The 25,785-nt window shown below is 68.6% G+C and carries 33 protein-coding genes and 1 pseudogene; 15 read left to right on the top strand and 19 right to left on the bottom strand.

Annotation, left to right across the window (positions count from 1 at the left end; all coding sequences use genetic code 11):
• From AC3EGR_RS08200 to AC3EGR_RS08215, 4 genes are all read left to right on the top strand, one after another.
• Positions 1–758 (top strand): Tim44 domain-containing protein (locus tag AC3EGR_RS08200; protein ID WP_488545973.1); only part of this gene is annotated, 758 nt, incomplete at its 5' end.
• A gap of 13 nt (positions 759–771) precedes the next feature.
• Positions 772–936: a hypothetical protein gene (locus AC3EGR_RS08205; RefSeq protein WP_488545974.1), complete on the top strand. Its 165-nt coding sequence runs from the start codon at positions 772–774 to the stop codon at positions 934–936.
• Positions 937–983: 47 nt separating this feature from the next.
• Positions 984–1,895 carry a LysR family transcriptional regulator gene (locus tag AC3EGR_RS08210; protein WP_488545975.1) on the top strand — a complete coding sequence of 304 codons (912 nt, stop codon included), beginning with the start codon at positions 984–986 and terminating at the stop codon, positions 1,893–1,895.
• Positions 1,896–1,971: 76 nt separating this feature from the next.
• Positions 1,972–2,448, top strand: a complete 477-nt coding sequence (locus AC3EGR_RS08215; protein ID WP_488545976.1) for a hypothetical protein — start codon at positions 1,972–1,974, stop codon at positions 2,446–2,448.
• Positions 2,449–2,528: 80 nt separating this feature from the next.
• Here the strand turns inward: AC3EGR_RS08215 and AC3EGR_RS08220 are convergent, their stop codons facing one another.
• Complete coding sequence (locus AC3EGR_RS08220) at positions 2,529–3,401, bottom strand: MBL fold metallo-hydrolase (RefSeq protein WP_488545977.1); 873 nt, start codon at positions 3,399–3,401, stop codon at positions 2,529–2,531.
• An 88-nt stretch (positions 3,402–3,489) separates the two neighbouring features.
• On the opposite strand from AC3EGR_RS08220, the gene AC3EGR_RS08225 reads away from it, so the two are divergent.
• From AC3EGR_RS08225 to AC3EGR_RS08235, 3 genes are read left to right on the top strand one after another with little or no spacing between them, the layout of a single operon-like run.
• Complete coding sequence (locus AC3EGR_RS08225; RefSeq protein WP_488545978.1) at positions 3,490–3,846, top strand: ArsR/SmtB family transcription factor; 357 nt, start codon at positions 3,490–3,492, stop codon at positions 3,844–3,846.
• 3 nt (positions 3,847–3,849) lie between these two features.
• Positions 3,850–4,281, top strand: coding sequence for a YeeE/YedE family protein (locus AC3EGR_RS08230; protein WP_488545979.1), 432 nt, complete (start codon positions 3,850–3,852; stop codon positions 4,279–4,281).
• Between the two features lie 11 nt (positions 4,282–4,292).
• Positions 4,293–4,742 carry a DUF6691 family protein gene (locus AC3EGR_RS08235; protein WP_488545980.1) on the top strand — a complete coding sequence of 150 codons (450 nt, stop codon included), beginning with the start codon at positions 4,293–4,295 and terminating at the stop codon, positions 4,740–4,742.
• 74 nt (positions 4,743–4,816) lie between these two features.
• Here the strand turns inward: AC3EGR_RS08235 and AC3EGR_RS08240 are convergent, their stop codons facing one another.
• Complete coding sequence (locus AC3EGR_RS08240) at positions 4,817–5,035, bottom strand: DUF6494 family protein (RefSeq protein ID WP_488545981.1); 219 nt, start codon at positions 5,033–5,035, stop codon at positions 4,817–4,819.
• Positions 5,036–5,258: 223 nt separating this feature from the next.
• Here AC3EGR_RS08240 and AC3EGR_RS08245 point away from each other — a divergent pair, with 223 nt between their 5' ends.
• Both AC3EGR_RS08245 and AC3EGR_RS08250 read left to right on the top strand, forming a co-directional pair.
• Positions 5,259–5,618 (top strand): DUF4148 domain-containing protein, encoded by a 360-nt coding sequence (locus tag AC3EGR_RS08245; protein ID WP_488545982.1) that lies wholly within the window; start codon positions 5,259–5,261, stop codon positions 5,616–5,618.
• 97 nt (positions 5,619–5,715) lie between these two features.
• On the top strand, positions 5,716–7,155 hold the full coding sequence (locus AC3EGR_RS08250; RefSeq protein WP_488545983.1) for an NAD-dependent succinate-semialdehyde dehydrogenase: 1,440 nt from the start codon (positions 5,716–5,718) through the stop codon (positions 7,153–7,155).
• An 83-nt stretch (positions 7,156–7,238) separates the two neighbouring features.
• On the opposite strand, the gene AC3EGR_RS08255 is transcribed toward AC3EGR_RS08250, so the two are convergent.
• Both AC3EGR_RS08255 and AC3EGR_RS08260 read right to left on the bottom strand, forming a co-directional pair.
• Positions 7,239–7,550, bottom strand: a complete 312-nt coding sequence (locus AC3EGR_RS08255; RefSeq protein ID WP_488545984.1) for a GNAT family N-acetyltransferase — start codon at positions 7,548–7,550, stop codon at positions 7,239–7,241.
• A complete protein-coding gene (locus AC3EGR_RS08260) occupies positions 7,547–7,981 on the bottom strand; it encodes a DUF1810 domain-containing protein (protein WP_488545985.1) in 435 nt (144 codons plus the stop codon). The genes AC3EGR_RS08255 and AC3EGR_RS08260 overlap by 4 nt, the downstream gene beginning before the upstream one ends.
• A 333-nt stretch (positions 7,982–8,314) precedes the next feature.
• Between AC3EGR_RS08260 and AC3EGR_RS08265 the strand changes: the two genes are divergently transcribed.
• Positions 8,315–8,785 (top strand): SCO family protein, encoded by a 471-nt coding sequence (locus AC3EGR_RS08265; protein WP_488546261.1) that lies wholly within the window; start codon positions 8,315–8,317, stop codon positions 8,783–8,785.
• A 23-nt stretch (positions 8,786–8,808) separates the two neighbouring features.
• Entirely contained in the window at positions 8,809–10,707 is a 1,899-nt protein-coding gene (locus AC3EGR_RS08270) for a multicopper oxidase family protein (protein WP_488545986.1), read from the top strand.
• A 1-nt stretch (position 10,708) separates the two neighbouring features.
• On the opposite strand, the gene AC3EGR_RS08275 is transcribed toward AC3EGR_RS08270, so the two are convergent.
• The 3 genes from AC3EGR_RS08275 to AC3EGR_RS08285 are packed head-to-tail and all read right to left on the bottom strand — an operon-like array spanning position 10,709 to position 13,459.
• Positions 10,709–11,671, bottom strand: a complete 963-nt coding sequence (locus AC3EGR_RS08275) for a Bug family tripartite tricarboxylate transporter substrate binding protein (protein WP_488545987.1) — start codon at positions 11,669–11,671, stop codon at positions 10,709–10,711.
• 25 nt (positions 11,672–11,696) lie between these two features.
• Positions 11,697–12,179 (bottom strand): nuclear transport factor 2 family protein, encoded by a 483-nt coding sequence (locus AC3EGR_RS08280; RefSeq protein WP_488545988.1) that lies wholly within the window; start codon positions 12,177–12,179, stop codon positions 11,697–11,699.
• 2 nt (positions 12,180–12,181) lie between these two features.
• Positions 12,182–13,459, bottom strand: a complete 1,278-nt coding sequence (locus AC3EGR_RS08285) for an SRPBCC family protein (protein WP_488545989.1) — start codon at positions 13,457–13,459, stop codon at positions 12,182–12,184.
• Between the two features lie 68 nt (positions 13,460–13,527).
• Here AC3EGR_RS08285 and AC3EGR_RS08290 point away from each other — a divergent pair, with 68 nt between their 5' ends.
• On the top strand, positions 13,528–14,304 hold the full coding sequence (locus AC3EGR_RS08290) for an IclR family transcriptional regulator domain-containing protein (protein ID WP_488545990.1): 777 nt from the start codon (positions 13,528–13,530) through the stop codon (positions 14,302–14,304).
• A 27-nt stretch (positions 14,305–14,331) separates the two neighbouring features.
• On the opposite strand, the gene AC3EGR_RS08295 is transcribed toward AC3EGR_RS08290, so the two are convergent.
• The 10 genes from AC3EGR_RS08295 to AC3EGR_RS08340 all read right to left on the bottom strand — a co-directional run bounded on the left by AC3EGR_RS08295 (position 14,332) and on the right by AC3EGR_RS08340 (position 19,902).
• Complete coding sequence (locus AC3EGR_RS08295; protein WP_488545991.1) at positions 14,332–15,297, bottom strand: Bug family tripartite tricarboxylate transporter substrate binding protein; 966 nt, start codon at positions 15,295–15,297, stop codon at positions 14,332–14,334.
• A 31-nt stretch (positions 15,298–15,328) separates the two neighbouring features.
• Entirely contained in the window at positions 15,329–15,730 is a 402-nt protein-coding gene (locus tag AC3EGR_RS08300) for a cupin domain-containing protein (RefSeq protein ID WP_488545992.1), read from the bottom strand.
• Between the two features lie 99 nt (positions 15,731–15,829).
• Positions 15,830–16,516, bottom strand: coding sequence for a hypothetical protein (locus AC3EGR_RS08305; RefSeq protein ID WP_488545993.1), 687 nt, complete (start codon positions 16,514–16,516; stop codon positions 15,830–15,832).
• A gap of 11 nt (positions 16,517–16,527) precedes the next feature.
• A complete protein-coding gene (locus tag AC3EGR_RS08310; protein ID WP_488545994.1) occupies positions 16,528–16,770 on the bottom strand; it encodes a DUF1653 domain-containing protein in 243 nt (80 codons plus the stop codon).
• Positions 16,755–17,252, bottom strand: a complete 498-nt coding sequence (locus tag AC3EGR_RS08315; RefSeq protein WP_488545995.1) for a hypothetical protein — start codon at positions 17,250–17,252, stop codon at positions 16,755–16,757. The genes AC3EGR_RS08310 and AC3EGR_RS08315 overlap by 16 nt, the downstream gene beginning before the upstream one ends.
• 111 nt (positions 17,253–17,363) lie before the next feature.
• On the bottom strand, positions 17,364–17,789 hold the full coding sequence (locus AC3EGR_RS08320) for a VOC family protein (protein ID WP_488545996.1): 426 nt from the start codon (positions 17,787–17,789) through the stop codon (positions 17,364–17,366).
• Between the two features lie 67 nt (positions 17,790–17,856).
• Entirely contained in the window at positions 17,857–18,195 is a 339-nt protein-coding gene (locus AC3EGR_RS08325; protein ID WP_488545997.1) for a GlpM family protein, read from the bottom strand.
• 7 nt (positions 18,196–18,202) lie between these two features.
• Positions 18,203–18,583: a RidA family protein gene (locus tag AC3EGR_RS08330; protein ID WP_488545998.1), complete on the bottom strand. Its 381-nt coding sequence runs from the start codon at positions 18,581–18,583 to the stop codon at positions 18,203–18,205.
• A gap of 101 nt (positions 18,584–18,684) precedes the next feature.
• Entirely contained in the window at positions 18,685–19,188 is a 504-nt protein-coding gene (locus AC3EGR_RS08335) for a hypothetical protein (protein WP_488545999.1), read from the bottom strand.
• Positions 19,189–19,272: 84 nt separating this feature from the next.
• Positions 19,273–19,902, bottom strand: a complete 630-nt coding sequence (locus AC3EGR_RS08340; protein WP_488546000.1) for a dihydrofolate reductase family protein — start codon at positions 19,900–19,902, stop codon at positions 19,273–19,275.
• Positions 19,903–20,549: 647 nt separating this feature from the next.
• Between AC3EGR_RS08340 and AC3EGR_RS08345 the strand changes: the two genes are divergently transcribed.
• Positions 20,550–21,566 carry an IS110 family RNA-guided transposase gene (locus AC3EGR_RS08345; RefSeq protein WP_488546001.1) on the top strand — a complete coding sequence of 339 codons (1,017 nt, stop codon included), beginning with the start codon at positions 20,550–20,552 and terminating at the stop codon, positions 21,564–21,566.
• Between the two features lie 398 nt (positions 21,567–21,964).
• Here the strand turns inward: AC3EGR_RS08345 and AC3EGR_RS08350 are convergent, their stop codons facing one another.
• Together AC3EGR_RS08350 and AC3EGR_RS08355 are read right to left on the bottom strand one after the other, a co-directional pair.
• Positions 21,965–22,177: a type II toxin-antitoxin system HicB family antitoxin gene (locus tag AC3EGR_RS08350; protein ID WP_488546002.1), complete on the bottom strand. Its 213-nt coding sequence runs from the start codon at positions 22,175–22,177 to the stop codon at positions 21,965–21,967.
• A gap of 7 nt (positions 22,178–22,184) precedes the next feature.
• Positions 22,185–22,369: pseudogene (locus AC3EGR_RS08355) on the bottom strand (type II toxin-antitoxin system HicA family toxin).
• Between the two features lie 508 nt (positions 22,370–22,877).
• Between AC3EGR_RS08355 and AC3EGR_RS08360 the strand changes: the two are divergent.
• Together AC3EGR_RS08360 and AC3EGR_RS08365 are read left to right on the top strand one after the other, a co-directional pair.
• Positions 22,878–24,563 (top strand): acyl-CoA dehydrogenase family protein, encoded by a 1,686-nt coding sequence (locus tag AC3EGR_RS08360; protein ID WP_488546003.1) that lies wholly within the window; start codon positions 22,878–22,880, stop codon positions 24,561–24,563.
• Positions 24,560–25,783 carry a CoA transferase gene (locus AC3EGR_RS08365; protein ID WP_488546004.1) on the top strand — a complete coding sequence of 408 codons (1,224 nt, stop codon included), beginning with the start codon at positions 24,560–24,562 and terminating at the stop codon, positions 25,781–25,783. The genes AC3EGR_RS08360 and AC3EGR_RS08365 overlap by 4 nt, the downstream gene beginning before the upstream one ends.
• The last annotated feature ends 2 nt before the right edge of the window (positions 25,784–25,785 follow it).

A 25,785-nucleotide genomic window follows, 5' to 3' on the forward strand; every position in this document is an offset into this window, starting at 1 on the left:
CGCCGGCCGCGACCAACGCCGCCGCGGCCGCCCCGGGTGCCGCGGCCGCCGCCGCGCCCAAGCGCAGCTGGATGGGCCCGGTGGCCGGCATCGCCGCGGGCCTGGGCATCGCCGCGCTCGCTTCGCACTTCGGCTTCGGCGAGGCGCTGGCCAACATGCTCACCATCGCGCTCGTCGCGATGGGCGTCCTGTTGCTGGTGGGCTTCGTGATGCGCAAGCGCGCGCAAGGCCAGGGCCCGGCACTGGCCGGCGCCGGCATGCCGCGCGCAGCGCAGCCGGACGCGGGCATGTTCCGCAGCCCCGTGCAGCAGCCGCAGGGCGGCTCCGTGATCGGCTCGCGCATCGGTGGCGGCCTCGCGCCGGCGACCACCGGCGTCGGGACCATCCCGGCCGACTTCGACACGGCCGCCTTCGTGCGCAATGCCAAGTCGCAGTTCCTCGCGCTGCAGGCCGCCAACGATGCGGGCGACGTCGAGCGCCTGCGCGACTTCCTCACGCCGGAGATGCACGAGGTCGCCCGCGCCGAGATCCTCGAGCGCGGCCAGGCCACGCAGCAGACCGAGGTGTTCGGCCTGGAAGCGCAGGTGCTGGACGTGGCGGAGGAAGACAGCCGCTACGTGGTCAGCGTCCGCTTCACGGGCAGCGTGCGCGACCAGCACGGCGCGACGCCGGAGGACCTGGACGAGGTGTGGCACCTCACCAAGCCGCGCACCGGCTTCGGCGGCTGGATGGTTGCCGGCATCCAGCAGGCGTCCTGAGCGAGCGGGCCGCATGTCCCCGGACGACTTCGGCCTGATGGCGGCGCTGTTCGCCGCCGCCTGCGGGGTCGCCGCCTTCTTCGGCTGGCGCAGCGGCAACAGCCGCTCCGACGTTGCCCTCCTGGGTGGCTCCGGCCTGGTGTTCGGCACGGCCGCGGCGCTGCTCTACGCGCTGTGAGCCGCGGGCGGGCGGGGCGCCCGTCCGCCTGAAGGCACACTTGCGCCATGGCAGCACCCATCAACTACCGCCACCTCTACTATTTCTGGGTGGTGGCCAAGGAAGGCGGCATGGCACGCGCCGCCGCCCGGCTCGACATGGCGGTGCAGACCGTGAGCGCGCAGGTGCGGGCGCTGGAGCAGTCGCTGGGCTACGCGCTGTTTCGCCCCGCCGGACGCGGCATGGCCCTGACGGAGGCCGGCGTCGCTGCCATGGCGCACGCCGACCAGATCTTCCAACTGGGTGAGCAGCTTCCCGCCGCCGTGCGGGAAGCGGCGACCGGCCAGGGGCTGCGCCTGGCCGTCGGCATCTCCGACGGCCTGCCCAAGCTGGTGGTGCGCCACCTGCTGCAGCCCGCGGTGGACGAAACCGGCGTGCGGCTCCTGTGCAACGAGGACGAATTCGACCGGCTGCTGGGCGACCTCGCACTGCACCGGCTCGACGCCGTGCTGTCGGACCGCGCGGCACCGCCCAATCCCAACCTGCGCCTGTACAGCCACGCACTGGGCGAGGCGCCGCTGGCGTGGTTCGCACCCGCGGCGCTCGCCAAAAAGGGCGGCAAGCGGTTCCCCGAATGCCTCGCGGAAATGCCCGTGCTGCTGCCCACGGGGCATGCGGCGGTGCGGGCCCGGCTGGACCAGTGGTTCGAGCGCCAGGGCTTCCGGCCGCACGTGGTCGGCGAGTTCGAGGACAGCGCCTTGCTGGCGACCTTCGGCCGCAGCGGCATGGGCGCCTTCCCGGCTTCGCGCTGGTCGCGCGCCGAACTGCTCGCGGACAAAGGCGTGCGGCTGCTGGGCGACACGCCTGAGCTGGTCGAGCACTTCTGGCTGATCTCGGCGGAGCGCCGCATCCAGCACCCGCTGCTGCAGAAGCTGCTGGGGCCCTCGGGGCCGGCGACCACGTCCCGTCGCGCCGGCTGAGCTGGAGTGGCGTGGGTGCCGCCGCGCCCGCGCGCTGCGACAGAGAAAGTCGGGCGGCTTTCTGCAATAGTCGCGCATGGTCCGCTGGTCCCCGCTCGCCACTGCCGCGGTCGCGGCGCTTGCACTCGGAGCGCTGCTGGCCCAGTGCGCAAGCCCGCCGGACAGCGGCGAGACCGGGCCGGGCCTGGTCTTCAGCACGGACCAGACCGCGGAGATGCTGCCCGGCACCTGGCTGCGCGAATACGGGGAGAAGGGCGTGCGCGTGCGCCGCCTGCTGACGCTGGAGCCGCAGGGCGCGTTCCGCGAAGAGGCCTTCGTCACCGAGGCCAGCGGCGCCGTCACGCGTTTCGTGCACGAGGGCACCTGGCTGTACGACGGCACCAACCTCAAGCGCCGCTACACGCTCATGAACGGCAAACCGCCTTCGCGCCTGAACGTGCCCTTCGCCACCTTCCAGATCGCCTTCGAGTCCAGCAACGAGTTCACCGGCGTCGACCACATCCACGCGCACACCGTGCACTACCGGCGCGTGCGGGCGGGGACCGAGCCTTAGGCCCCCACGTCACTTCGGGGCGCACCTGCGGCGCGACGCCCGCTCCGGCCAGGGTGCCGGATCTCCATCACCTCCGTGGCTCAGAGCGCGTTCACGGGAATCTTCAGGTAGGACACGCCGTTCTCGTCCCTCGGCGGCAGGTCGCCGGCGCGGATGTTCACCTGCACGGCGGGCAGGATCAGCACGGGCATCTCCAGGGTGGCGTCGCGCTTCGTGCGCATCTCGACGAACTGCTGCTCGGTGATGCCGTCCCGGATCTGGATGTTCCCTGCCAGCTGCTCCGCGACCGTGGTCTCGAACATCACGGGCCGGCCGTTCGGCGGGTAGTCATGGCACATGAACAGCCGCGTCTGCGGCGGCAGCGCCAGGATGCGGCGCACCGACGCGTAGAGTGCGTGCGCATCCCCGCCGGGGAAATCGCAGCGCGCCGTGCCCACGTCCGGCATGAACAGCGTGTCGCCGACGAAGACGGCGTCTCCCACGTGGAAGGCGATGTCCGCCGGCGTGTGCCCCGGCACGTGCATCACGCGGACCTGCAGTTCCCCGATGCGGAACGCCTCGCCGTCGCGAAACAGATGGTCGAACTGCGAGCCGTCCTGGCGGAAGCCGGGCTCCAGGTTGAAGATGCCCTTGAACACCTTCTGCACCGCCATGATGTGTTCACCGATGCCGGTGCGGCCCCCCAGCCTGGCCTTCAGGTAGGGCGCGGCAGTCAGATGGTCGGCGTGGGCGTGCGTTTCGAGGATCCACTCGACGTTCAGCCGGTTGGCCTTCACGAAGGCGATCACCTCGTCGGCCGACTTGGTGCGCGTGCGGCCCGACTTCGGGTCGTAGTCCAGGACGGAATCGATGATCGCGCATGCGGAGCCGGGGCCGGCGCTCACGACATACGTGGTCGTCCCGGTGGTCCGGTCGAAGACGCCGTGGACCTGCGGGCGGGGGGACGGTGACATTGCAGCCTCCTGGACAAGCTGCGGTCAATATATTGACTGATAGATTTAAAGTAAATAGACTATCGTCAAGCTAACCGATAGGAACCCGATGTCCACGTCTTCCCTCCCGCTGCCTCTCGCGCAGATGCAGGAGGCGGCCCGCGCGGCCTGCGGCCTGCTCAAGGTCCTGGCCAACCCCGATCGCCTCCTGATCCTGTGCTACCTCTCGGAGGGGGAGGCCCGCGTCGGCCAGCTGGAGGAGGCGCTGGGGATCGTGCAGCCCACCCTGTCCCAGCAGCTCACGGTGCTGCGCGAGGAGGAGCTGGTGAGCACGCGCCGGGAAGGCAAGAACATCTACTACTCGCTCGCCAGCCCGAAGGCGCTGGCCGTGATCGAGACGCTGTACGTGGAGTTCTGCTGCGACGACGGCGCCAATGGCACGGCCCGCCCCAAGGGCAAGGAGTGATTCATGATCGACTGGAGCCATTTCACGCCATGGGCCTCGCTCGCCGGCGGCGTGCTGCTGGGCGTCGCCGCCGCGGCCTTCATCCTGTTCAACGGGCGCATCCTGGGCATCAGCGGCATCGTCGGCGGCCTGCTCGGTGCGAAGCCGGGAGACGTAGGCTGGCGCGTCGCCTTCCTCCTGGGGATGCTTGTCGCGCCCTTGACCTTCGGCTGGCTCGCGCCGGCCGGCTTCCTGCCGGCACCGCGCATCGAGGCCGGCCCTGCCGCGGTGATGGCTGCAGGCCTGCTCGTGGGCTTCGGCACCCGCTACGGCTCTGGCTGCACCAGCGGCCACGGCGTGTGCGGCTTGTCGCGGCTGTCCCCCCGTTCGCTGGTGGCGACGCTGGCCTTCATGGTCGCGGGCTTCGCCACGGTCTTCCTCGTCCGCCACGCCTGAAGGAGGGGGTGATGCACCGCGCACTCGAGTTCCTCGTCGGCCTGCTGTTCGGCTGGGGCCTGCTGCTGTCCGGGATGACCGACCCCGGAAAGGTCCAGGGCTTCCTGGACCTGTTCGGCGCGTGGGATCCATCCCTCGCCTTCGTCATGGGCGGGGCGATCGTCGTGGGCTCGTTCGCCTTCGCGCTGGCGAAGCGCCGCACGAAGACCTTGCTGGGTGGCGCCCTGTACTTGCCAAGCGCGCGCGGCATCGACAAGCCGCTGATCGTCGGATCCCTCCTGTTCGGCGCAGGCTGGGGACTCGCCGGCTTCTGCCCCGGCCCGGCGATCGTGTCCATGGCGGCCGGTCAGCCCAAGGCAGCCCTGTTCGTCGCGTCCATGCTCGTGGGCATGCTGGGCTACAAGCTCCTCGACCGCGCTGCCCGGGCCCGCACCCGGTCCGAGCCCTTGCTGCCGGAGTGACCATTGCTGTCGGCGCCCGCCGGCGTGTATCGCGGGCGGTGCAGCGCACCCGCATCATGCGCGCAATGCTGCGGCTAGTCCCCCGCGTCCTGCAGCCGGATCTCGCCGTGGAAGTGCGTACGCAGCTTCAGCTGCGGGATCTCCAGCGTCATCGTGGCGGGGAAGGTTTCGGTGCCGGCGATCGCGCCTTCCTGCAGGGCCTTGGCCACCGCCTGCTCGATCTCGCGCTGCGAACTCACGCCCACCATCTTCAGGAACTTGCGCAGGCTGAGGTTGAACACTTCGTCGTCCATGGCGTGACTCCTGTGAGGCGGGGCTCTTTCACGGAACGCGCAAGCTCGCCCGGCGCCTGCCCTGATTGTCTTCCGTTCGGCTGCCGGGAGCAGCGCGCGTGCGCTCATTCCCAACTAAGACAACCCTAAGAACCGCCTAAACGGCGCTTCCTACAGTGCATGCACGGACGGCGCAGGAGCACCGCCCGGACCGAAACCCCGATCGAACACTGAAGGAAGCACCATGAACGCCAAGCTGACCGTCTCCGCCCTGCTGCTCGCCGCCTTTGCCGGCAACGCCCTGGCCGACGACCCCACCGTCGTGAACGAACGCTTTGCCGGCACGAAGAGCCGCGCCGAAGTCAATGCCGAACTGGCTGCCTACAAGGCCACGGGCGTGAACCCCTGGGCCACGCACTACCAGCCGCTGAAGTACTTCCAGGGCAGCGCCACGCGCCAGGACGTCGTCGCCGGCTACCTGGCCTCGCGCGGCGAGGTGCAGGCGCTGACCCGCGAGGACAGCGGCTCCGCCTACCTGGCGCAGGCCCGTGCGAGCGCGCTGCCGGTGCGCACGCTGGCCGGCACGCCGACGAACGCGCAGTGAGGGCGCAGGGGGACGGCGCGCTGCCGTCCCCCTCCGGAGCGAGGGGTTGCGGGCCAACGCATAATCCCGGTTGCACTCCGCACAAGGGATCCGCCCCATGACCTACCCCAATACGCAGCTCTTCATCAACGGCCAGTGGCAGGATGCCGCCGAAGGCCGCTCGCTCGCCGTCTTCAATCCCGCCAACGGCAAGGAAATCGGCCGCGTCGCCCAGGCCGGCAAGGCCGACCTCGACAAGGCCCTGGCGGCCGCGCAGAAGGGCTTCGAGGTGTGGCGCGACATGCCGCCCGCCGACCGCGCCAAGATCATGCGCAAGGCCGCCGGCCTGATCCGCGAGCGCGCCGCCGAGATCGCCCCGCTGCTGACCCAGGAGCAGGGCAAGCCGCTGGTGGAAGCCAAGGGCGAGACGATGGCCGCCGCCGACATGATCGAGTGGTATGCCGACGAGGGCCTGCGCGTCTATGGCCGCCTCGTGCCCTCGCGCTTCAAGCCGGAGATGCGCCAGATGGTGGTGAAGGACCCCGTGGGTCCCGTGGCCGCCTTCACGCCCTGGAACTTTCCCATCAACCAGGTGGTGCGCAAGGTCGGCCCGGCGCTGGCCGCCGGCTGCTCGATGCTGGTGAAGGCCGCCGAGGAGACCCCGGCCGGTCCGGCCGCCTTCGTCAAGGCCTTCGCCGATGCGGGCATCCCGCCCGGCGTGCTGCAGCTGGTGTACGGCAACCCCGCCGAGATCTCCGGCTACCTGATCCCGCATCCCATCATCCGCAAGGTCACCTTCACCGGTTCCACGCCCGTGGGCAAGCAGCTCGCCGCGCTGGCGGGCCAGCACATGAAGCGCGTGACCATGGAGCTGGGCGGCCACGCCCCCGTGATCGTGTGCGAGGACGCGGACATCCAGCTGGCCGTCAAGGCCGCCGGTGCGGCCAAGTTCCGCAACGCCGGACAGGTCTGCATCTCGCCGACGCGCTTCCTGGTGCACGAGAGCGTGAAGAACGACTTCGCGCAGGCGCTGGCCAAGTACGCGCAGGGCCTGAAGGTCGGCGACGGCCTGGCCGAGGGCACGACGATGGGCCCGCTGGCCAATCCGCGCCGCGTGACCGCCATGAGCGAATTCCAGGAGGACGCCGTCAAGAAGGGCGCCACCGTGCTGACCGGCGGCAAGCGCATCGGCGACTCCGGCAACTTCTGGGAGCCCACCGTGCTGGTGGACGTGCCGCTGGAGGCCAAGGTGTTCAACGACGAGCCTTTCGGTCCGGTCGCGGGCATCCGCAGCTTCACCAACCTCGATGACGCGATCAAGGAAGCCAACCGCCTGTCCTTCGGCCTGGCCGGCTATGCGTTCACGAAGTCGCTGAAGAACGCCGACCTGCTCACGCGGCGCGTGGAAGTCGGCATGCTGTGGATCAACATGCCGGCGATGCCCAGCGCCGAAATGCCCTTCGGCGGCATCAAGGATTCGGGCTATGGCTCCGAAGGCGGTCCGGAGTCGCTGGAGGCGTACCTCAACGCGCGCTCGGTCGCGATCATGAACGTCTGAGCGCCTGCGCGAAGGCGAGAGGAGGGGCCCGGCTTGCCGGGCCTTTTCTTTTTCGGCGTGCGCGGGGCGGCCCCATCACCCATTCACCCCACCACCAACCCGCCGTACTCCTTCTCGTGCCGCGCGATATACCCGGCCATGAACCGGCAGCTCGGAATCACCTTGCTTCCGCGCGCCTTCAGATCGTCCAGCACGAAAGCCGCCAGCCGCGACCCGAACCCTTGCCCTTCGTACCGGGAATCCACTTCGGTGTGCGTCAGGCGGACCGTGTCGCCTTCGCGGCGGTACTGCGCCTGGCCGGCGAGATCGCCGTTCACCCGCAGCTCGTAGCGCGAGCTGCTTTCGTCGTGGAGGAACTGCGGCGTGCTGCCTGCTGCTTGTTGTTGCTGCTTCATGCGCCCATGGTGCCGCAAAGCGCCAGCGTGCGGGGGTCGGGCAGCCCGCCGTAGAAGCGCTCCAGGCCCTCCCGGAACAGTGGCTCGGCGGGATCGGCCAGCGAGAACAGCGTCAGGCAGGAGCGGAACTTCAGGTCGTCGGGCGAGCCCAGGATCTCGTGGGCGGAACGTTCTGGTACCTGGAGCATGAGCGCGCAGCACGTGCGCAAGCGCGGCCCCAGCAAGGGATGGGCCAAGTACGCCCGCGCTTCCTCTACGGAAGCGATGCCGAAGAACTCCGCCGTCGGGCTCATGCCCAGCCCGCGCAGCTGCGGAAAGACGAACCACATCCAGTGCCTGCGCTTGCGGCCGGCACGCAGTTCGGCCAGCACCTGGTCGAACACCGGCGCCTGGGCGGTGAGGAAACGGTCGAGGTGATCGGATGCGTTCATGAGCTCGCGCCAGACAGCGTACCAGCACGCCGATCGTGGCGAATCGTAAGTTGTTGCGCTGCACGTTCCACGAAGGTTACAGACCAGCGCGTGACAGTCTCGCTTTGTTGTTTCGCTTGCGCCCGCCCGCTCACGCAACAAGACTGCACAAGTTGTTCGAACGAGAAGCCCCTCCACGCAGCACATCTCCGGGCAAGCGACGTCGTTGGTCCCATGAGGAGGACCGACATGCAGATACACCGCAGGCTCTTTGTCGTGGCTCCGTTGGTAACGTGGGCGTCACACGCTCGCGCTGCCGCCACGCCCGCCACCGCAGAAACCGAATTGCCCAATGTGCGCCTGCTCGACCAGGAAGGACGCGCCCTGCGCTTCTACGACGACCTGGTGCGCGGCCGCCATACCGTGGCGATCAACTTCATCTACGCCCAGTGCGCCGACATCTGCCCCTCCACCACGGCCAATCTCGTCCGGGTGCAGACGCTGCTGGGCGAACGCCTGGGGCGGGAGGTCCGCATGGCCTCCATCAGCATCGACCCGGCGCACGACACGCCCACGGTCCTGAAGGCCTATGCGGCCAGCTTCGGTGCGCGTGCCGGCTGGCAGTTCCTGACCGGTAGACCGCGCGACATCGACCTGCTGCGGCGGGCGCTGGGCGTCTTCGAACGCGATCCGGCGCTGGACCGCGACATCACGCAGCACACCGGCATGGTCGTGTACGGCAACGACGCGCTGGGGCGCTGGGCCAAGGTCTCGGCGCTGGCGGACCCGGAGCGCATCGTGGAAAGCATCACGCGCTGGTCCTGAGCCGCCACCCCGAGGAGAAGAACATGATGAATCGGAGAACCCTGTTCCGTGCGACCCTCGGCGGTTCCGCCGCGGCCGTCGCCTTGCCCGCCTTTCGCGCCGACGCGCAGACCGGGCGGGTGCTCACGCCTTTCGTCGACCCGCTGCCCCTGCCGCCTTCGCCGATCGCGTTCGACCGCGATGCGGCGAACAACAAGCTGCCACCCGAGTTCTCGGACTTCAACCAGAAGGATTTCTACAACTACGTCGGCTCGGCTTCCCGGTTCTACAAGGTGGTCGCCGAGGTGCGCCAGGTCAAGTTCCACCGCGACTTGCCTTACACGGAGATCTGGGGCTACCGCGACGGCCACCCGTCCGTGAAGTACTGGCCGTATGCGCTCGGCCCCACGTTCCGCGAGCAGCTCTCGAACCACAACAAGAAGGCCTGCGTGGTGGTCCGGCACGAGAACATGCTGCCCGCGCTGCACGAGCACCACGGCTTCGGCGAGCCGCTCCTGTCCGTGCACCTGCATGGCGCCCATGTGCCCTACCGCTTCGACGGCTTCCCCGGCAAGATCACGGTCGACGGCAAGGAGTTCGAACCGCGCTATGCGCGCGGCGAGCACTACGACTACATCTACCCGCTGGTCGACCCCAACTACCCCACCGCCCAGGACCACGGCGAGCACTTCGAGCGCCCGTGCACGCTCTGGTACCACGACCATACGCTGGACTTCACGGGGCCGAATGTCTACCGAGGACTGGCGGGCTTCTTCCTTGTCCACGACAACCCGAACCCGGACGAGAACGACGACCTCCGGAGCTTCCTCTTGTCGAACACGCTGGATACCGGCGAGGAGGACCCGGCGACCCTCAAGGACATCAGCCCGCTGCGCCTGCCCAGCGGCGAGCACGACATCCCGCTCGTGCTGCAGGAGAAGACCTTCGGCGCCAACGGCGAGCTGGTGTTCAACCAGTTCGACACCGACGGTTTCCTGGGAGCGAACTACCTGGTGAACGGCAAGGTGCAGCCTTATGTGAACGTCAAGCGCCGCAAGTACCGCTTCCGCGTGCTCAACGGATCCAACGCCCGGATCTACCAGTTGTTCCTGACGGATTCCACCGGCAGGAGCTACTCCATGACGCAGATCGCCACGGAAGGCGGCCTGCTGTCGCGGCCCGTGAGGCGGCCCAGTTTCCTCCTGGGGATGGCGGAACGCGTGGAGGTGGTGATCGATTTCAACGCTCCTGAGTTTGCGTATCCCGGCATCACGGAGCTTTACCTCGAGAACCGCCTGATCCAGACGGATGGGCGCGGGCCGGAAGGCAAGTTCGAGGAGCCCAAGCTCGCCTCGCGCGGCACCCGCGTTCTCAAGTTCGTGCTCGGCGAGGTGGACTACAACGATCACAGCCGCGTGCCCGCCACGCTGCGGCCGTTCGCGCCCATCTGCGAAGCCGATCTGGCGGAGGCGCGCAAGCGCACGAGGACCTTCAGGTTCGAGCGTGGCAACGGCCAGTGGCAGATCAACGGCAGGCTGGCCGGCGACCTGCACACGCCGATGGCCACGGCCGTCAACAGCTTGCCCGAGGTCTGGCGACTGGTGAACGGGGGTGGGGGCTGGTGGCATCCCATCCACGTGCACCACGAGTTCATGCGCGTGTTGAGCCGCAACGGCCAGCGCCCCTTCGACGGCACGCAGCCCGACCGGGGCCAATCCGTCGAAGCCGATGGCCTCGCGCGCAAGGACACCATCCTGCTCGGGCCCAACAGTGCGGTGGAGGTGTACGTGCGCTTCGCGGACTACCCCGGGCCGTTCGTGTTCCACTGCCACAACATGGAGCACGAAGACCACGCAATGATGGCCCGGTTCGACGTGGTCGACCCTCCGACGGGGACACCGCTGTTCAAGACGAAATGCCAGCCGCCCCCGGAGCACCATTGAGCTACTTGCGCAACTTGCTGGTGACCTGCGTGATCGTGTCGTACTCGTGCGTGATCTCGGCGGCGAGCCGGTTCGCCGGCTCCCACTCCTGCACGATGCCCAGGGGCAGCAGGCGTGCGGCCACGCCGGGGTCGCGCGCCGCCTTCTGCAGGGCCGGCAGCAAGGCCTGCGCGACCTCCGGCGGCGTGCCCGCGGGCAGCATCCACGCGAACCACACGCCCAGGATCTCCTGCTTGTAGCCCAGCTTGCCCAGCGTGGGCACGTCCGGCAGTTCGGGGAAGGGGCTGGAGATCGCGATCGCCTTGAGGGTGCCCGCCTTCATGTGCGTGGCCACGGCGCCGAGCGCGAGGATCACGCCTTCGACCTGCCCGCCCAGAACGTCGGTGACGGCAGGCGCCGCACCCTTGTACGGGACGGACGTCATGTCGGTGCCGGCCGCGGTGTTGATCACCTGCACGCTCAGGTCGCCGGACGATCCCGGGCCGGCGTTGCCGATGCGCACCTTGCCCGGGTTCTTCTTCGCATACGCGATCATGTCCTGGAAAGTGGAGAAGGGCGCGTCCTTGCGCACCACGAGCACCGAGGGCGTGCGCGTGGTGATCGCCAGCGGGCTCAATTCGCGCAGCGGGTCGTAGGCGGCCGCGGCCGGCTCCAGCACGCGGCGGATCGTGAGCGGACTGTTCTGCGTGAACAGCACCGTGTAGCCGTCCTTCTTGGCGGCGATCACCGACTGCACGCCCAGCGCGCCGCCCGCGCCGGGCTTGTTGCTCACGACCACGGACGTGTCCAGCTCCCTGGACAGGACTTCGGACATCGCGCGCGCCGTGGCGTCGCCGCCGTCGCCGGCCGCGAGCGGCACCACGACCGTGATGGTTCCCTTGGGCCAGGCTTGCGCGGACGCGCCCAGGGGCAGGGCGCCCAGGGCCAGTGCAGCCGCGAGCACCGCGGCGATGTTGCGGATCATGTCGTCTCCTTGTTGTTCGAAGGGCTCAGAGCGGGATCACCATCAGGGTCTCGACGACGCGCGAGTCCAGCTTGAAGTGGCGCGCGCGGAACAGCGGCTGCGCCCCGCTCACGTCCACCACATCTTCGCATTGTCCGGCGGCGAACAGTTTCATGTCGCCGTCGAGGTCCAGCGTGCGGACCACCAGGAAGCTCGAGCGCACCTGCAGCGCCTGCGCGTCCCCGCCCACGATCTGCACGCCGGAAATGACGTGCCGGTAGTGCTGCGGCTCGTAGATGTTGGCCAGCCGCATCGACTTGATGCGGTCGCGCAGCTGCGCCGCGGAGTGCGCGTCCATGAGCGCATGCGGCAGGCCGCGGTCGGCATTGAAGCGCGACTGCACCGTGTAGCGGCCGTCCGGCAGCATCAGCTCGCAGACGGCCTCGACACGGTTCTCGTCGATGCAGCGTGCCCACTCGTGGACGAGGTTCTCGACGGCGCGGAAATGGTTTTCGTGCAGCAGCGCCATCGTCAGATCCCCATGTCCTCGCGGTACGCGTTCCAGAAATTGCGGATCGCCCGCTCCGACAGCTTGCTGCTGCCGCCGCTTTCCAGGGTGCTTCCGCCCATGTGGATGTAGCTCTCGCCATCCTGTCCGTCGCCAATGGCGCGCTTGATCATCTCGCAGACGGCGGCGTCCTCCACCGACACCATGCCGGCGGAGCCCGCCAGGTTCATCTGCGCCAGCCGCGCCTTGGCAGTCGCCTCGTCGTCGTCGGCGAAGCCGAAATACGTCCAGACCAGGTCGCACTGGCCCGGGCCCTTGGGCAGCAGCTGCCGGGTGGCCAGGCTGTTGGCGATCTGGTGCAGCACGAAGGAAGGGTAGGCCGAGAGGATCTGCACGCTGACGCCGTCGCCGAACTCATCGCGCCACTTCAGGATGCTCGGGTCCTCCAGCTGCAGGCCCTCGTTGTGCGAGCGCAGGGCCGAAGCCGTTTCCTTGTAGTCGGCCGATTGCTTCTCGGTGCCGGCCTTGGTGTAGAAGTAGACGTGGCGCCCGGACCGGTCCAGCACCATGCCCGACTCCTGCGACTGCCGCGACAGCCCGAAGGTGCCGTAGAAGGTGTGCAGGATGTTGGCGTGGTAGGAGTCGCGCGGGTTCTCGTGATAGGCCTTCCAGTTCGCGTGGATGCGCTGGGTGTCGTAGCCCAGCACCTTCAGCGGCTTCCTGCACACGCGGCGGATGCCGTCGCCCACGTCGCCCAGCCACTCCTCCAGCGGCGGCGTGTCGTCCCGGAAGGTGGCGAACACGACGCCGGCGATGGACGCGACGCGCAGCTTCTGCAGTCCGTGCGCGGCCATGTCGAAGTCCTTGGGCAGGCCGCCTTCGCCGCGCAGCCCGTTGCGGAAAGCCACGAAGGTGAGGTCGCCCTTGAGGTTGTAGTTCCAGGAATGGTAGACGCAGTGCAGCTTCTGCGCCTTGCCGAAGGCCTCGCGGCAGACCATGTTGCCGCGGTGCGCGCAGCGATTGAGCATGGCGTGCAGCGTGCCGTCCTCGGCGCGCGTGAGCAGCACGTTGGCCTCGCCGATGTAGGTGTTCTTGTACGAGCCCGGTTCGGGCACCTCGGCTTCCAGGCCCACGTAGTGCCAGGAACGGCCGCGGAAGATCTGCTGCTGCTCGCGGGCGTAGACCGCGGGGTCGCTGTACACCCAGTAGGGCGCGCTGGTGAAGCCGCCGGCGGGCCAGGGCCGGCGGATGGCGGCGGCAGGGATCTCCTGCACCGCGACGGGGGAAGAAGGGCATTCCATTCGCCGCAGCATGCGCCATGCCGGCCGCCCTGCCAATGTCGTTTTGCGCATAGCGCACAATCGGCGCCATGCCTGCTGAAGAGTCCGATCGCAACAAGGACCACATGGGCGGCCTGGCGAAGGGCTTGCGCCTGCTGGAGTCCTTCGACGCGGCGCATGCCAGCATGACCGTGACCGAAGCGGCCCGGCGGGTGGACCTCAGTCCCGCCTCGGCGCGCCGCTGCCTGCTGACGTTGTGCGGGCTGGGCTACCTGCGCACGGACGGCAAGCGCTACTGGCTGGACCATGGCGCATTGCGGATCAGCTATGCGTACGCGTCCTCGACGCAGTTGCCGCGCCTGTTCCAGCCGGCGCTGGACGCACTGAGCGAGCGCAGCCGCGAGTCGGCCTCGCTGGCCGTCCTGAACGGGGCGCGGGTGCTGATCGCCGCCCGGTCCACCGCGCGTCGCACGATGCGCGTGGGCCTTGCCGTGGGTTCTTCGCTGCCCCTGCATTGCTCGGCGGCGGGGCGTGCATTGCTGCTGGGGCGGGCCGACAAGGAGGTGCGAGCGCTGCTGGGTGCGGGGCCGCTGGAGCGCTTCACGGCGCGCACGATCACCAGCGTGCGCGACGTGCTGCGGGAACTGGCCGCCTCCCGCGCGCGGGGCTACACGGTGTGTGACGAGGAAATCGAACTGGGCGTGCGCTCGATCGCGGTCCCCGTCCCGGACCGGGAAGGCGCGACGATCGCCGCGATCAGCATCTCCACGCGGGCGGAGAGGATGACGGTGGCGGAGATGGCGGGGGCCTATCTGCCGCTGCTGCTGCGCAGCCGGGATGCGGCGCGGATGTCATGGCGCGCCTGATGTGACGTGGGCGGCGGAGTGACCGGCTTACTCCGCCTTGATGTCGAGCCGCTTGACCACCGGCTCCCAGCGCGCCGTCTCCTTCTTCACGTCCGCCTCGGCATCCTTCATCGAGCTCCCCACCACCACCAGGTCCGAGGCCTGCAGTTTGGCGCGCACTTCCGGTTTCCTCATGATGTCCATGGCCGCGCGTTCGAGTTCCGCGAGCACCGGGGCCGGCGTGTTCTTCGGCGCCTGCAGCACGAGCTTGAAGCTGATGTCCAGGTCCGGCCGGTTCAGCGCCTTGGCCAGCGTGGGCACCTCGGGTGCGAGCGGGGAGGGCTCGACGGAGGACACGGCCAGGGCGACCAGCTTGCCGGCCTTCACGTGCGGCAGGACGGTGGGCGTGGCGAGGAAACCGCAGTCGACTTCGCCCGAGAGCACCGCCAGCGTTGCCGGTGCCGGCCCCTTGTACGGTACGTGTTCCATCTTCGCGCCCGCGGTCTGCAGGAACATCTCCGCCGCCAGGTGCCCCGGCACGCCGGGGCCGCCCGAGGCGTAGTTCATGCGCGTGGTCTTCGCCTTGGCGACGAGTTCGGGCACCGTGCGCACGCCCTTGCCGGCGTTGCACACCAGCATCTGCGTGAACGCCGCCAGCACGGACACGTTGGCGAGCTCCGTGCGCGCATCGAAATTGAGCTTGGTGTAGACCAGCGGGTTGACCGTGACCACGGTGTCCGGGCTGATGACCAGCGTGTAGCCGTCGGCCTCTCCCTTGGCGACCACGCCTGCGGCCAGGCTGTTGCCGACGCCGGGCCGGTTCTCCACTACCACCGGCTGCTTCAGGCGCTGGCTGAGCTGCTCGCCGAAGACGCGCGTGGTGATGTCCGAAGGACCGCCGGGAGGCGAGCCGACCAGGATGCGGATCGGCTTCGTGGGCCAGGCCTGGGCGTGCGAGTGGGCGGGAACGAGCAGCAGTGCGCAGGCTGCGAGGGCGGCGAGAGGTCTTTGCATGGGGAGTCTCCTCCCCGGATGGTAGTGCGCTTCAGGGCTTGACCGGCGCGTCCTTGTCCAGGGCGCGCCGGTGTCCCGCGCCGCCCTGGTTGCCGGCGTCGCCGCCATTGAGGATCAGGGTCACCAGCACCGCCGACTCCTGGTCGCGCGCCCGCACCGAGTGCTTTTCCCTGGCGGGCAGCAGGATCACGTTGCCCGGGCGCAGCTGGCGCACGCCCGCGCCCGTCACCACTTCCACGAAGCCTTCGAGGCAGTGGATCGTGCACTCCTCGTCGACGTGGTGCTGCGCCACGTCCTGGCGCGGCGCCAGCACCATGTGCAGCAGCTGCATGCGATCGGTCTTGATCAGGCTGGTGCTCACCTGCCCGTGCAGCTCCTCGCCATACGGGCCCACGTTGATCACGTCCATCGGTTGTGCATGCGGCAGCGCCATCGTTCACCTCGTGCGTCTTCTTGGGCCATCATGGGCGCAAGCCGCGTTGCGGCTTGTAGGACGGCTCCGCTGCCGCGGACCCAGCCTGCTCGTCAGCGGTCACATGGGGGCGCCGGCGGCCGGCGCGGGGCCGGGCGCGGACCCCGCGCGGTGCAGCCGCATCAGGCCGGCCGTATGGGCGTTGCGCTGCCAGTTCTGGTTGGTCCAGTAGAGGCCTTCCAGCACGCGGCCGGAGCGGGCCTGGCGCACGTCGATGAAGCCGCCGCCCTGGTAGACCGCGGGATCGCCCGGCAGCGGGCCGGGCGTGCGGGCCTCGTACATGTACCAGAGGCGCTGCTTGCGCTTGGCCACGTCGCGCTCGGGCCAGACCGTGATGGTGTGCGAGTCGGTGCGGCTGCGGTTGGAGGTGAAGGTGATCTCCAGCTCGAAGAAGTCCTGCTCGATGTGCACCTCCACCTTGTCGGCCGGACCGCGCGAGCCGGGGACCTGCGCGGCGGTGGCGCTTTGCAGCAGGCCCACCCAGTCGCCCGAGACGTCCGCGAACACGGCGTCGGAGAACCAGCGGGTGGAGGCCAGCGGCGTCCACAGGAACTTGCCGGCGAGCAGCGTGACGATCGTGAACACCGTGACGGTGGTCCACAGCGTCGTGAACAGCTTGAACAGGCCCTTGCCGCCCTTCTTGAGGTAATTGGGCTGGCCCTGCACCTTCCACATCAGCAGGAACACGAGCACCAGCCCGAACAGGAAGTAGTAGACCAGCCACTGGAAGGGGAGCACGCGCCACATGGTGCGATCCTTCAGCCGATGCGCGCGAAGCGCGGTTGCCGCACACCGGCGACCACCACCTCTTCGAAGAACATGGCGTGCGGGCGCACCCACCAGCCGCTGTCGTCGTAGAGCGGGCGGTAGACCACCAGGGGCTCGTGCGTCTCGCTGTGGCGGGCCACGCCCATCACCTCGTACTCGCCGCCCTTGTAATGGCGGTAGCGGCCCGTGGGCGTGGGCGGCAGCGGCGCCAGCTCGCTCACTGCTCGGCCCAACGCGCCAGCGCTTCGAGTTGCTCGAACTGGGGGAGCTTGGTGTTGACGTCCAGGGCGCCGGCATCCAGCAGGGTGACGGCGCGCATGCACACGTCCTCCTTGCGTCCCTGCAGCAGCGCGCGCAGGCTGGACTCGGCGCTGGCCTGCACGGCGGCGCGCACCTCGGCCAGGGCCGACTCGCGCCGTTCCTTGCCGCCGGCCGCCTCCGCTTCCTGGAGCCGGACGTCCAGGTACTTCGCCGAGGCGCCGACGTAGCGCGCGTTGCGGTCCTGCCAGGAGGCGAGCAGGGTTTGCGGCGACTCGGTGCGACCCACCACGGTGAGGCATTCAGCCGCCAGCCGCGCGACCACCACGCTGCCCTGGGCGATGAAGACCGCCGCCGAATCGCGCGCCGGCGTGGCGACGGAGGCGGCGGTCTGCGCCGCGGCCGCGTGGGCGACGCAGGCGGCGGCAAGGCAAGGCATCAGGCGGCGAAAGCGCATCCGGGAATTGTCGGGGCAGGCCCGGGGACCGTCCACGCTCCGGCCGGGAAAGTTGTCACGCAAGCTTGCAGGCCCGTGTGCGGCGTTGCGCGCAGGGCACGATGCGGGGCCTCAGGAGTCGTCCGGCAGCAGTTCCGGGTTGAACGCCACCTCCCAGAGATGCCCGTCCGGGTCCTGGAAATAGCCGGCGTAGCCGCCCCAGAAGGTGTCCTGCGCCGGTTTCACGATGCCGGCGCCGGCGCGCCTGGCCTCGCCCATGACCGTGTCGACCTCCTCGCGGCTGCCCACGTTGTGCGCCAGGCAGATCTCGGTGGCGCTGCGCGGGCCGACCGCGATCTGCGCATCGTGCGCCAGGCTGGCGCGCGGCCACAGGGCGAGGCGCAGTCCGAACGCGAGGTCGAAGAAGGCGACCGCGCCGTGTTCGAACTGCTCGCCGACGATGCCTTGCGTGGGCAGGCTCAGGCCGTCGCGGTAGAAGCGCACGGCGCGCTGCAGGTCGTCGACGCACAGGGTGAGGAGGGTGATGCGCGGCTGCATGGCGGGCTCCCGGAGCGTGCGGTCATGTTCGCTCCAAAGGGGCCACTTGGGAAGCGCCCGGCGGGTTTCAGCCGCGCGTCCAGGCGACGAGCACCAGCGCGGCCGCGAGGAACCAGCCGGCCGTGGCGGCGCCCAGCGTCGCAAGGAGTCCGGCGCGCACGCTGAAGAAGTACACGATGCCGAGGTACACGGCGTAGGGAAGCAGCGACCACAAGCCGAAGAGGGCGGTCTGCCGCAGGTCAGCGCCGGAGCGCTCCGTGCCGACGATGTAGTGCGCGATCAGGGCAAACGTCGGGAAGAGCGGAACCATCCCCGCGACGTAGTAGGCCTTCGACTTGGACAGCAGTGCGATGAGCAGCACGACGCCGGCCCCGAGCAGGGCCTTGAGGAGGAGGGACAGGGACAAGGGAGGCTCAGGCTTCGGCGATGGCAGCGATGGAGACCTTCAGGCCGGGAATGCGCACCGGCAGCTTCGCGCCTTGCCTCGCCGGTGGGTCGGAAGGGAACCAGCGGAGCCACTCCTCGTTCATGCCCGCGAATTCAGCCTCGTCGGCGAGCACGACGGTGGCGCTGACCACCTTGTCCAGCGAACTGCCTGCCGCCTCGAGGATCGCCTGGATGTTGGCCAGGCACTGCCTGGTCTGTTCCTGGATGGTCGTGCCCTGGATGGCGCCCGTAGCGGGGTCGTTCGGCGCAGTGCCCGAGACGAACACCAGACCAGCCGCCTTGACCGCCTGGCTGTAGGCCGGCGGTGGCTTGGCTGCGTTGGGCGTGAAGATGATCTGGCGAGGCATGGTTGCTTTCCTTCGGGGGTGACGAGAAGCAGGTGGAGGTGCGGTGGCCGTTGCGGCGCTGGCCCGAAGGGCGCGTGCGACGCCGGCGTGGACGGGACAGGTCACGCCTCACGGTGCAGGAACACGTCGATCGTTCGAACGAAGATGAACCCGAAGGCGCACAGGGCCCACGTGAGGCCGACTGCGAACGGGCCGACATTGGGTGGAAAGGGGGTTCCCGCGACATTGAGCCAGAGGCCCGCGACCGCAAGCGTGGAAGCGGCGTAAACGATGACGACCCAGGGCGGAAACCGGCCCCCTTCGACTGCGCGCCGGCGACGGAACTGGACCACGAGGACGACAGTGAAGATCGAGGCAGCCACCGCACTGGCCAGCGGCCAGGTGACGCTGTCGGGGACGTGGAGAAGGCTCAGAAGCGCGGGGACCAGGGCCAGGGCCGTGACCAGGAGGCCACCTTCGATGTAGAGGCGCACGAGTCGCAGGTGCCGGTCGGCGATCTCGCCTCGCAATGCGCCCCGCAGCGTGACGACCACCGCCGAAAAACCGACGAAGGACAGGGAGAGGCCTGCAAGGCGCATGAGGTAGTCGGATTCTGCCGGTGTCACGATTGCCTCCCCTTGGTCGGTGTCAGACCGTGGCGCGGCCTGAACCGGTGCAACGTCCGCTGCAACCGCTGGTCCGGCCGCCTCTTACTGGCGCACGTAGCGCAAGTGCGTGGCGGAGGGACCATCGAGCACCCTGTCGATGCGGAACTGCGGTGCGGGCTCGCGCAGGTTTTCGAAGAGGCGCCGTCCGCCGCAGAACAACACGGGGGCCAGGGCGAGCTCCAGCTCGTCGACGAGCCCCAGGTTCAGGTACTGCTGGATCACGTCCGCCCCACCCGAGATGCGGATGTCACGGCTGCCCGCCGATTCCCGCGCCAGTTCCAGGGCACGCTCCGGGCCGTCGTTGATGAAGAAGAAGGTCGTGCCGCCGGGGCGCACCCAGGGTTCGCGCTTCTGGTGGGTCAGGACGTACACCGGTGTGTGGAACGGGGCTTCCTCCGGCCAGGCGACCTCACCCTGGTCGAACATCCGCTTGCCCATGATGTTGGCGCCGATGCGCTCGTTGGTGCTGCGAAGCAGCTCATTGACCGCCCCGGTCTCGCCCCCTGGCCCGAGCCCGAGGAGGTCGCGGAAGTACTGCTGCCGCAGCGCCCAGCCCATCATCGCGCCCCACTTGGCGCCCCAGTTCTTGTACTCGGGCTTGCCCATGGTCATGCCCTCGGGAGCCAGGTAGCCGTCGAGGCTGAGTCCGATGTTGACGAAAACTTTGCTCATGGTTCTCCTGCCGGGTGTTCGAAAGGGGGGCCGAATTGAAGGTGTCCACTAAACTGATACAAGCTCCGCGTCCGAGTGGATCGACTTGTTAGGACTCATAGACGCTAAGTAGCCCATGTTGTCGCACCCATAGGATGAACTTCTCCGCCTCCGCCGGGAGCGCACGGCCACAAAGTTGAAAATTTATGACCGCTCGGACCAGCATCAGAACAGCGGCTTCGTCGTCAAAGGTGAACCTGTCCTCCGTTGGGCTCTTCGCGTGCTTTAGCGCGTTCCGTAGCTTTGACGCCCTCGCATACAACGTCTCTTCGGAGAGATTGAGGCCTTGGCGCTTGCTCTCCTCGTGCATGACCCCAAGAATGTTCATCTTGCCTTGCCGCCGAAGAAGATTGCCGCAGATTTCTTCGGCTGCGCCTGCCAGCGTCATAACGGAGACCAAGTCGCCGTGCAAGAAGTAGAGGTCACAGCAGTCCGGATTTGACGCTCTGCGGCTTTCAGCTTGGTTAGGACATGGCGCGCCATTGTGAGGTCTAACGAATGAAACGGACTTCCCCGTCCCGAGACGACCGCGGATTTGCGGTAACCGGCAACGAAGTGCCACGATGGGATTGTCGAAGTCTCATCAACGCGCTCGAAAGGGGAAGTCCATGGACATTCTGACCTTGGGTATCGATCTCGCCAAGAACGTGTTTGCCCTCCATGGTGTGGATGCGACGGGCCGGTCGGTGCTGGTGCGCCCGAGCGTGCCTCGCGGCAAGCTGCTGGAGGCGGTCGCGGCCCTGCCGCCGTGCCGGATCGGGATGGAGGCCTGCTCTGGCGCCCACCACTGGGCTCGCCTGTTCCAGGCGCACGGCCACACTGTGCGCCTCATCGCCCCGAAGTTCGTCGTTCCCTATCGGCTCTCGGGAAAACGTGGCAAGAACGACGCCGCCGATGCGGCCGCGATCTGCGAGGCCGTCTCCCGCCCGAGCATGCGCTTCGTTCCGCTCAAGAGCCTGCAGCAGCAATCGGAGCTGATGGTGCACCGTGCGCGCCAAGGCTTTGTCGCCCAGCGGACCGCCACGATCAACCGCATCCGCGGGCTGCTGTCGGAGTTTGGCATCGTGCTGCCGCTGAAGGCCGCGACGGTGCGGCGCGAGGCGCTGCTGCAACTTGAAGATCTGCCTGGCTGGGCGAACACCGTTGTTGGCGACCTCCTGAGCGAAGTGCATCACCTGGACGAGCGCATCGCGCAATACGACCGGCACATCGAGAGCATCGCCAAGGAGAGCACCGCGGCGCAGCGCCTCATGCAACTGCCTGGCGTGGGCCCAACGACCGCCACCGCGCTGGTTGCGATGGTCAGCAGTGGTCATGAATTCAAGAGCGGTCGCCAACTCTCCGCGTGGCTTGGCCTGGTGCCAGGCCAGTACAGCTCCGGAGGCAAACAGCGCCTGGGGCGCATCACCAAGGCCGGCGATCCGTATTTGCGCATGCTCCTGATCCTGGGCGCCCGCTCGGTGTTGCAGACCGCCACGAACAAGACTGATGCGGTCAGCCGATGGGCCGTGCAGCTGGCCAGCCGCGTGGGCTACTGGAAGGCTGTTGTGGCCATCGCGGCGAAGAACGCCCGCATGTGTTGGGCGGTTCTGCAGCGAGGAGAAGGTTTCAAGCTGCCGGCCTGAGCGCCAGTAGCCAGATCACCGCGTGATGTGCAAGCGTTGATGTGAGTGAAGGTTGGACCTGCGCGGGGTGTACCTGTTCATCTTATGGAAGCCGTGGTCTTCGGCTAACGATTGAGGCCCCCGCGTGCGTCTTTCATCAGGGTCCGCAGCATTGAACCGCTGCATCAATGACCGCTTGTAGTTTCGCTGTCCGCACCCTTCGCTCAGAGAGTCAGCATGTCACCAGGACAGTACGCCACGCGATTGCCGCGCGCGATCAAGGCGTCAATTTGCTTGACAGGAAGGGAAGCCCTTGTAGTGAAGGTGACCGGCACGTTGCGGCAAGCGGCCGCGCGGTGCAGGATTTCCAACGGCACTGTGCGGCCCCTTGCCGCAACGTGTCCGAGTCGACCGGTCTGTTATACGGCGACATCCACGTAGTCGACCGTGCTCGCACCTGGAGGGACAGGGAGGCCGTCTTCGCGGAGACCCTCGAGATGGAACACGATGGCCTCGCGAATTTCGGATTCGACTTCCGCGAGAGTTGCGCCCGTGGCGATGCAGCCCGGGAGATCCGGAACGTAAGCGGAGTAGTTGCCTTCCGCCTTTTCGATCACGATCGCGTAGCGCATACAAGCCTCACTTCAACCCGGCCTGCTTCCGGATGCTGTTCAGGGTTCCAAGAGCCACATCGTCACTCGGCTTGCCTGGCACGGTCACTCGACCAGGCTCGTGGGGTGCTTGAACTGGCGGTGGCTCCCGCGAGTTGCCACAAGGTACCAGCCGTCCTCATGGAGCAGGCGGAGCACCTCGGCAATCTTCATCGCCAAAAGGATAGCAGCAGGGGCCTCATGCTCCAAACGGACCGTTGCACTCGCCGTATAACGTAATGTAGACCGCACGCCGAACTCCCATATCCCGCACGTGACGGATAAAGCAACGGCCGCGATCTGAAAAACTTCGTCCTGACAAGCCTTTGCAAAAACTGCGGCCCTCTGCCGGCGCCTTCGCAAGACGGGCTCTTGTCCCGCACTCGGTCCTTGCGCGTCTCTGCCGGAAAAAGCCGCCGGACAAGCTGGCCGGGCACCGCCATCTGCTTGCCTCTTTCTTTGCAAGTCCGCGGCAGGACTGCGGTTCGCCCGGATGGTAAGTGCCGGCCGGCATCGCTACAAGAATCAGAGCCTCGTGGTGTGCAAACGCAACAAGCCGCGGACCCGGCGGCCAGGCGCGCGAACTGCCACGGCTCCCCGCGCCGCGCCCCTGCTCACCAGCCGACGCAGCGGCTGGGTCTGCCCCTTGTCGCAGAATGCCCCCAGGAGACCCCTCACCACCATGCCCGGCTCACCCGCGCTCGACTTCGAGGCCGCACGTACCGTCCTCGCCACCCTCCGCACCGCCCTCGACGAGGCGGCACTCGCGCTCGCGCGGCAATGCACAGCGGACGGAAAACTTGCCTCGCGCCAGCTCGACGCGCACCAGGTCCCTTCCTTCGAACTGGCCTGGGCCGCCGCTGAACTGCTGGCTGCCGAAAACACGATCGGGCTGCTCGGCCCGCAAAGCCCCGACCTCGACACACGTCTCTCCCTCCTGTTCGCGGTCGACGCCGCGACGTCCGTCCTGGGCCGGCTGGAATCGCTCTCGCTCGACCTCGACCTGTCGGACCCAGCGCTGCGCACGCTTCGCGACGACCCCCGCTGGAGCGCACTGCGCAAAGCCGCTTCCGCGTCCGCCGCCCTCGACGCCGCAGGCCAGGCGGTCGCCGCTTCCCGCGGAGAAGTCGGCGTGCTGCCCCTGGACGAGCCGCATGCCCTCGCCCAGGACAGCTTCCGCCGCTTCTCGGAGGAGGTCGTCGCGCCGCTGGCCGAGCAGATCCACCGTGAGAACCTGACGGTGCCCGAGTCGCTGCTGCAGCCGCTGCGCGAGATGGGCGTCTTCGGCCTGTCCGTTCCCGAGTCGCACGGCGGCAGCGCGCCCGAGGAGCACGAGGATTCGTTGCTCATGGTCCTGGTGACCGAAGCCCTCTCCGAAGGCTCGCTCGCCGCTGCCGGCAGCCTGATCACGCGCCCCGAAATCCTCACGCGCGCCTTGCTCGCCGGCGGCCACAAGGAGCAGCAGGCGCACTGGCTGCCCAGGCTCGCGGCCGGCGACCCGCTGTGCGCGATTGCGATCACCGAGCCCGACCACGGCTCCGACGTGGCCGGCCTCACGCTGCGTGCCACGCGCGTGGCGGGCGGCTGGCGGCTTGCCGGCGCCAAGACCTGGTGCACCTTCGCCGGCAAGGCCGGCGTGCTGATGGTCGTGGCGCGCACCGATCCCGACCGCTCGCTGGGGCACAAGGGCCTGAGCGTGCTGCTGGTGGAGAAGCCCTCCTACGACGGCCACGAATTCGTGTTCCGGCAGGAGCAGGGCGGCGGCAGGCTCACCGGCCGTGCCATCCCTACCATCGGCTACCGCGGCATGCATTCCTTCGACCTTGCTTTCGAGGACTTCTTCGTGCCGGACGCGAACGTGGTCGGCGGTGAAGCCGGCGTGGGCAAGGGCTTCTATTACACGATGGCCGGCATGGTGGGCGGGCGCATGCAGACGGCGGCGCGCGCCTGCGGCGTCATGCGCGCGGCGCTGCGCGCGGCCATCCGCTACGGCGAAGACCGCAAGGTGTTCGGGCAGGCGCTCGTCGCGTATCCGCTCACGCGCGCCAAGCTCGCGCGCATGGCCGCGCGGCTCGCGGCGTGCCGGCAGCTCGCCTTCCATGTGGCCGGCCTCGTGGACAAGGGCGAGGGCCGCATGGAGGCGAGCCTGGTGAAGCTGCTGGCCTGCCGCTCGGCCGAACTGGTCACGCGCGAGGCGCTGCAGTTGCACGGCGGCATGGGCTACGCGGAGGAGTCGGCGGTCAGCCGCTACTTCGTCGATGCGCGCGTGCTGTCCATCTTCGAGGGCGCGGAGGAGACGCTCGCGCTCAAGGTGGTGGCGCGCAGCCTGATGGAACGGGCACTGGGCCTCGCCGGGAGCGCGGCATGAGCGCGACCCCCGGCATCCTTACCGGCATGCGCGTGGTGGAGGCCGCGGCCTTCGTCGCCGCGCCGCTCGGGGGCATGACGCTCGCGCAGATGGGCGCGGACGTCATCCGCATCGACACGCTGGGCGGCGGCCTCGACTACCGGCGCTGGCCCGTCACGGAAGACAACACCAGTCTCTTCTGGTGCGGCCTGAACAAGTCCAAGCGCTCGGTGGCGCTGGAACTCGCCTCGCCGCAAGGCCGCGAGATCGCGATGGCGCTGGTGTGCGCGCCGGGCGAAAACGCAGGCCTGTTCCTCACCAACTTTCCGCCGCGCGGCTGGCTGGACCCCGACAAGCTGCGCGCGCGCCGCGCCGACCTGATCCAGCTCACGCTGATGGGCGACCGGCACGGCGGCTCCGCGGTGGATTACACCGTGAATGCGCGCCTGGGCGTGCCCTTCTTCACCGGCGATCCGGGCACCGATGCCGCGGTGAACCACGTGCTTCCGGCCTGGGACCTGGTGACCGGCCAGATGGTTGCCGTGGGCCTGCTCGCGGCCGAGCGGCACCGGCGCCTCACCGGCGAGGGGCAGCACGTGAAACTCGCGCTGCAGGACGTGGGACTGGCCGTCATCAGCCACCTCGGCTTCGTCGAGGAGGCGCGCCGCGGCCAGCCGCGCCAGCGCCACGGCAACGAGCTGTTCGGTGCCTTCGGGCGCGACTTCCTCACCGCGGATGGCGTGCGCATCATGGTGGTGGGGCTGACCTTGAAGCAGTGGCGCACGCTGTGCGAAGCGCTGGACCTGCAGGCGGAGGTCAACCAGCTCGCCGCGCGCCTGGGCCTGGACCTGAACGAGGAAGGCAACCGCTTCCGCGCCCGGCGCGAGCTGGCCGCGCTGGTCGGCCCGGGCATCGCGGCGCGCAGCTACGCGGCCATCGAGCAGGCGTTCCATCGCCTGGGCGTGTGCTGGGACCGCTACCAGGACATCGCGCAGCTGGTGGCCGAGGACCCGGAATGCTCGCCGGCCAATCCGATCTTCTCCACGATCACGCAGCCGGGCGTCGGGCCCATGCTCGCCGCTGGCTTGCCGCTGGACTTCTCGGCGCGCGAGCGCATCCCCGCTGCGCCCGCCCCGCGCCTGGGCGAGCACACGGAGCAGGTGCTGCACGAGCTGCTCGGGATGCCGCACGAGGAGTTCGGGCGCCTGCACGATGCGGGTGTCGTCGGCCAAGCGGGCTAAGG

This window comes from Ramlibacter sp. G4-7 (genome assembly GCF_057784995.1).

Bases quoted from the DNA above. Each gene is read 5' to 3' on its own strand.
- AC3EGR_RS08205 (WP_488545974.1), top strand. From the start codon at position 772: ATGTCCCCGGACGACTTCGGCCTGATGGCGGCGCTGTTCGCCGCCGCC.
- AC3EGR_RS08210 (WP_488545975.1), top strand. From the start codon at position 984: ATGGCAGCACCCATCAACTACCGCCACCTCTACTATTTCTGGGTGGTG.
- AC3EGR_RS08215 (WP_488545976.1), top strand. From the start codon at position 1,972: ATGGTCCGCTGGTCCCCGCTCGCCACTGCCGCGGTCGCGGCGCTTGCA.
- AC3EGR_RS08220 (WP_488545977.1), bottom strand. From the start codon at position 3,401: ATGTCACCGTCCCCCCGCCCGCAGGTCCACGGCGTCTTCGACCGGACC.
- AC3EGR_RS08225 (WP_488545978.1), top strand. From the start codon at position 3,490: ATGTCCACGTCTTCCCTCCCGCTGCCTCTCGCGCAGATGCAGGAGGCG.
- AC3EGR_RS08230 (WP_488545979.1), top strand. From the start codon at position 3,850: ATGATCGACTGGAGCCATTTCACGCCATGGGCCTCGCTCGCCGGCGGC.
- AC3EGR_RS08235 (WP_488545980.1), top strand. From the start codon at position 4,293: ATGCACCGCGCACTCGAGTTCCTCGTCGGCCTGCTGTTCGGCTGGGGC.
- AC3EGR_RS08240 (WP_488545981.1), bottom strand. From the start codon at position 5,035: ATGGACGACGAAGTGTTCAACCTCAGCCTGCGCAAGTTCCTGAAGATG.
- AC3EGR_RS08245 (WP_488545982.1), top strand. From the start codon at position 5,259: ATGAACGCCAAGCTGACCGTCTCCGCCCTGCTGCTCGCCGCCTTTGCC.
- AC3EGR_RS08250 (WP_488545983.1), top strand. From the start codon at position 5,716: ATGACCTACCCCAATACGCAGCTCTTCATCAACGGCCAGTGGCAGGAT.
- AC3EGR_RS08255 (WP_488545984.1), bottom strand. From the start codon at position 7,550: ATGAAGCAGCAACAACAAGCAGCAGGCAGCACGCCGCAGTTCCTCCAC.
- AC3EGR_RS08260 (WP_488545985.1), bottom strand. From the start codon at position 7,981: ATGAACGCATCCGATCACCTCGACCGTTTCCTCACCGCCCAGGCGCCG.
- AC3EGR_RS08270 (WP_488545986.1), top strand. From the start codon at position 8,809: ATGATGAATCGGAGAACCCTGTTCCGTGCGACCCTCGGCGGTTCCGCC.
- AC3EGR_RS08275 (WP_488545987.1), bottom strand. From the start codon at position 11,671: ATGATCCGCAACATCGCCGCGGTGCTCGCGGCTGCACTGGCCCTGGGC.
- AC3EGR_RS08280 (WP_488545988.1), bottom strand. From the start codon at position 12,179: ATGGCGCTGCTGCACGAAAACCATTTCCGCGCCGTCGAGAACCTCGTC.
- AC3EGR_RS08285 (WP_488545989.1), bottom strand. From the start codon at position 13,459: ATGGAATGCCCTTCTTCCCCCGTCGCGGTGCAGGAGATCCCTGCCGCC.
- AC3EGR_RS08290 (WP_488545990.1), top strand. From the start codon at position 13,528: ATGCCTGCTGAAGAGTCCGATCGCAACAAGGACCACATGGGCGGCCTG.
- AC3EGR_RS08295 (WP_488545991.1), bottom strand. From the start codon at position 15,297: ATGCAAAGACCTCTCGCCGCCCTCGCAGCCTGCGCACTGCTGCTCGTT.
- AC3EGR_RS08300 (WP_488545992.1), bottom strand. From the start codon at position 15,730: ATGGCGCTGCCGCATGCACAACCGATGGACGTGATCAACGTGGGCCCG.
- AC3EGR_RS08305 (WP_488545993.1), bottom strand. From the start codon at position 16,516: ATGTGGCGCGTGCTCCCCTTCCAGTGGCTGGTCTACTACTTCCTGTTC.
- AC3EGR_RS08315 (WP_488545995.1), bottom strand. From the start codon at position 17,252: ATGCGCTTTCGCCGCCTGATGCCTTGCCTTGCCGCCGCCTGCGTCGCC.
- AC3EGR_RS08320 (WP_488545996.1), bottom strand. From the start codon at position 17,789: ATGCAGCCGCGCATCACCCTCCTCACCCTGTGCGTCGACGACCTGCAG.
- AC3EGR_RS08330 (WP_488545998.1), bottom strand. From the start codon at position 18,583: ATGCCTCGCCAGATCATCTTCACGCCCAACGCAGCCAAGCCACCGCCG.
- AC3EGR_RS08340 (WP_488546000.1), bottom strand. From the start codon at position 19,902: ATGAGCAAAGTTTTCGTCAACATCGGACTCAGCCTCGACGGCTACCTG.
- AC3EGR_RS08345 (WP_488546001.1), top strand. From the start codon at position 20,550: ATGGACATTCTGACCTTGGGTATCGATCTCGCCAAGAACGTGTTTGCC.
- AC3EGR_RS08350 (WP_488546002.1), bottom strand. From the start codon at position 22,177: ATGCGCTACGCGATCGTGATCGAAAAGGCGGAAGGCAACTACTCCGCT.
- AC3EGR_RS08360 (WP_488546003.1), top strand. From the start codon at position 22,878: ATGCCCGGCTCACCCGCGCTCGACTTCGAGGCCGCACGTACCGTCCTC.
- AC3EGR_RS08365 (WP_488546004.1), top strand. From the start codon at position 24,560: ATGAGCGCGACCCCCGGCATCCTTACCGGCATGCGCGTGGTGGAGGCC.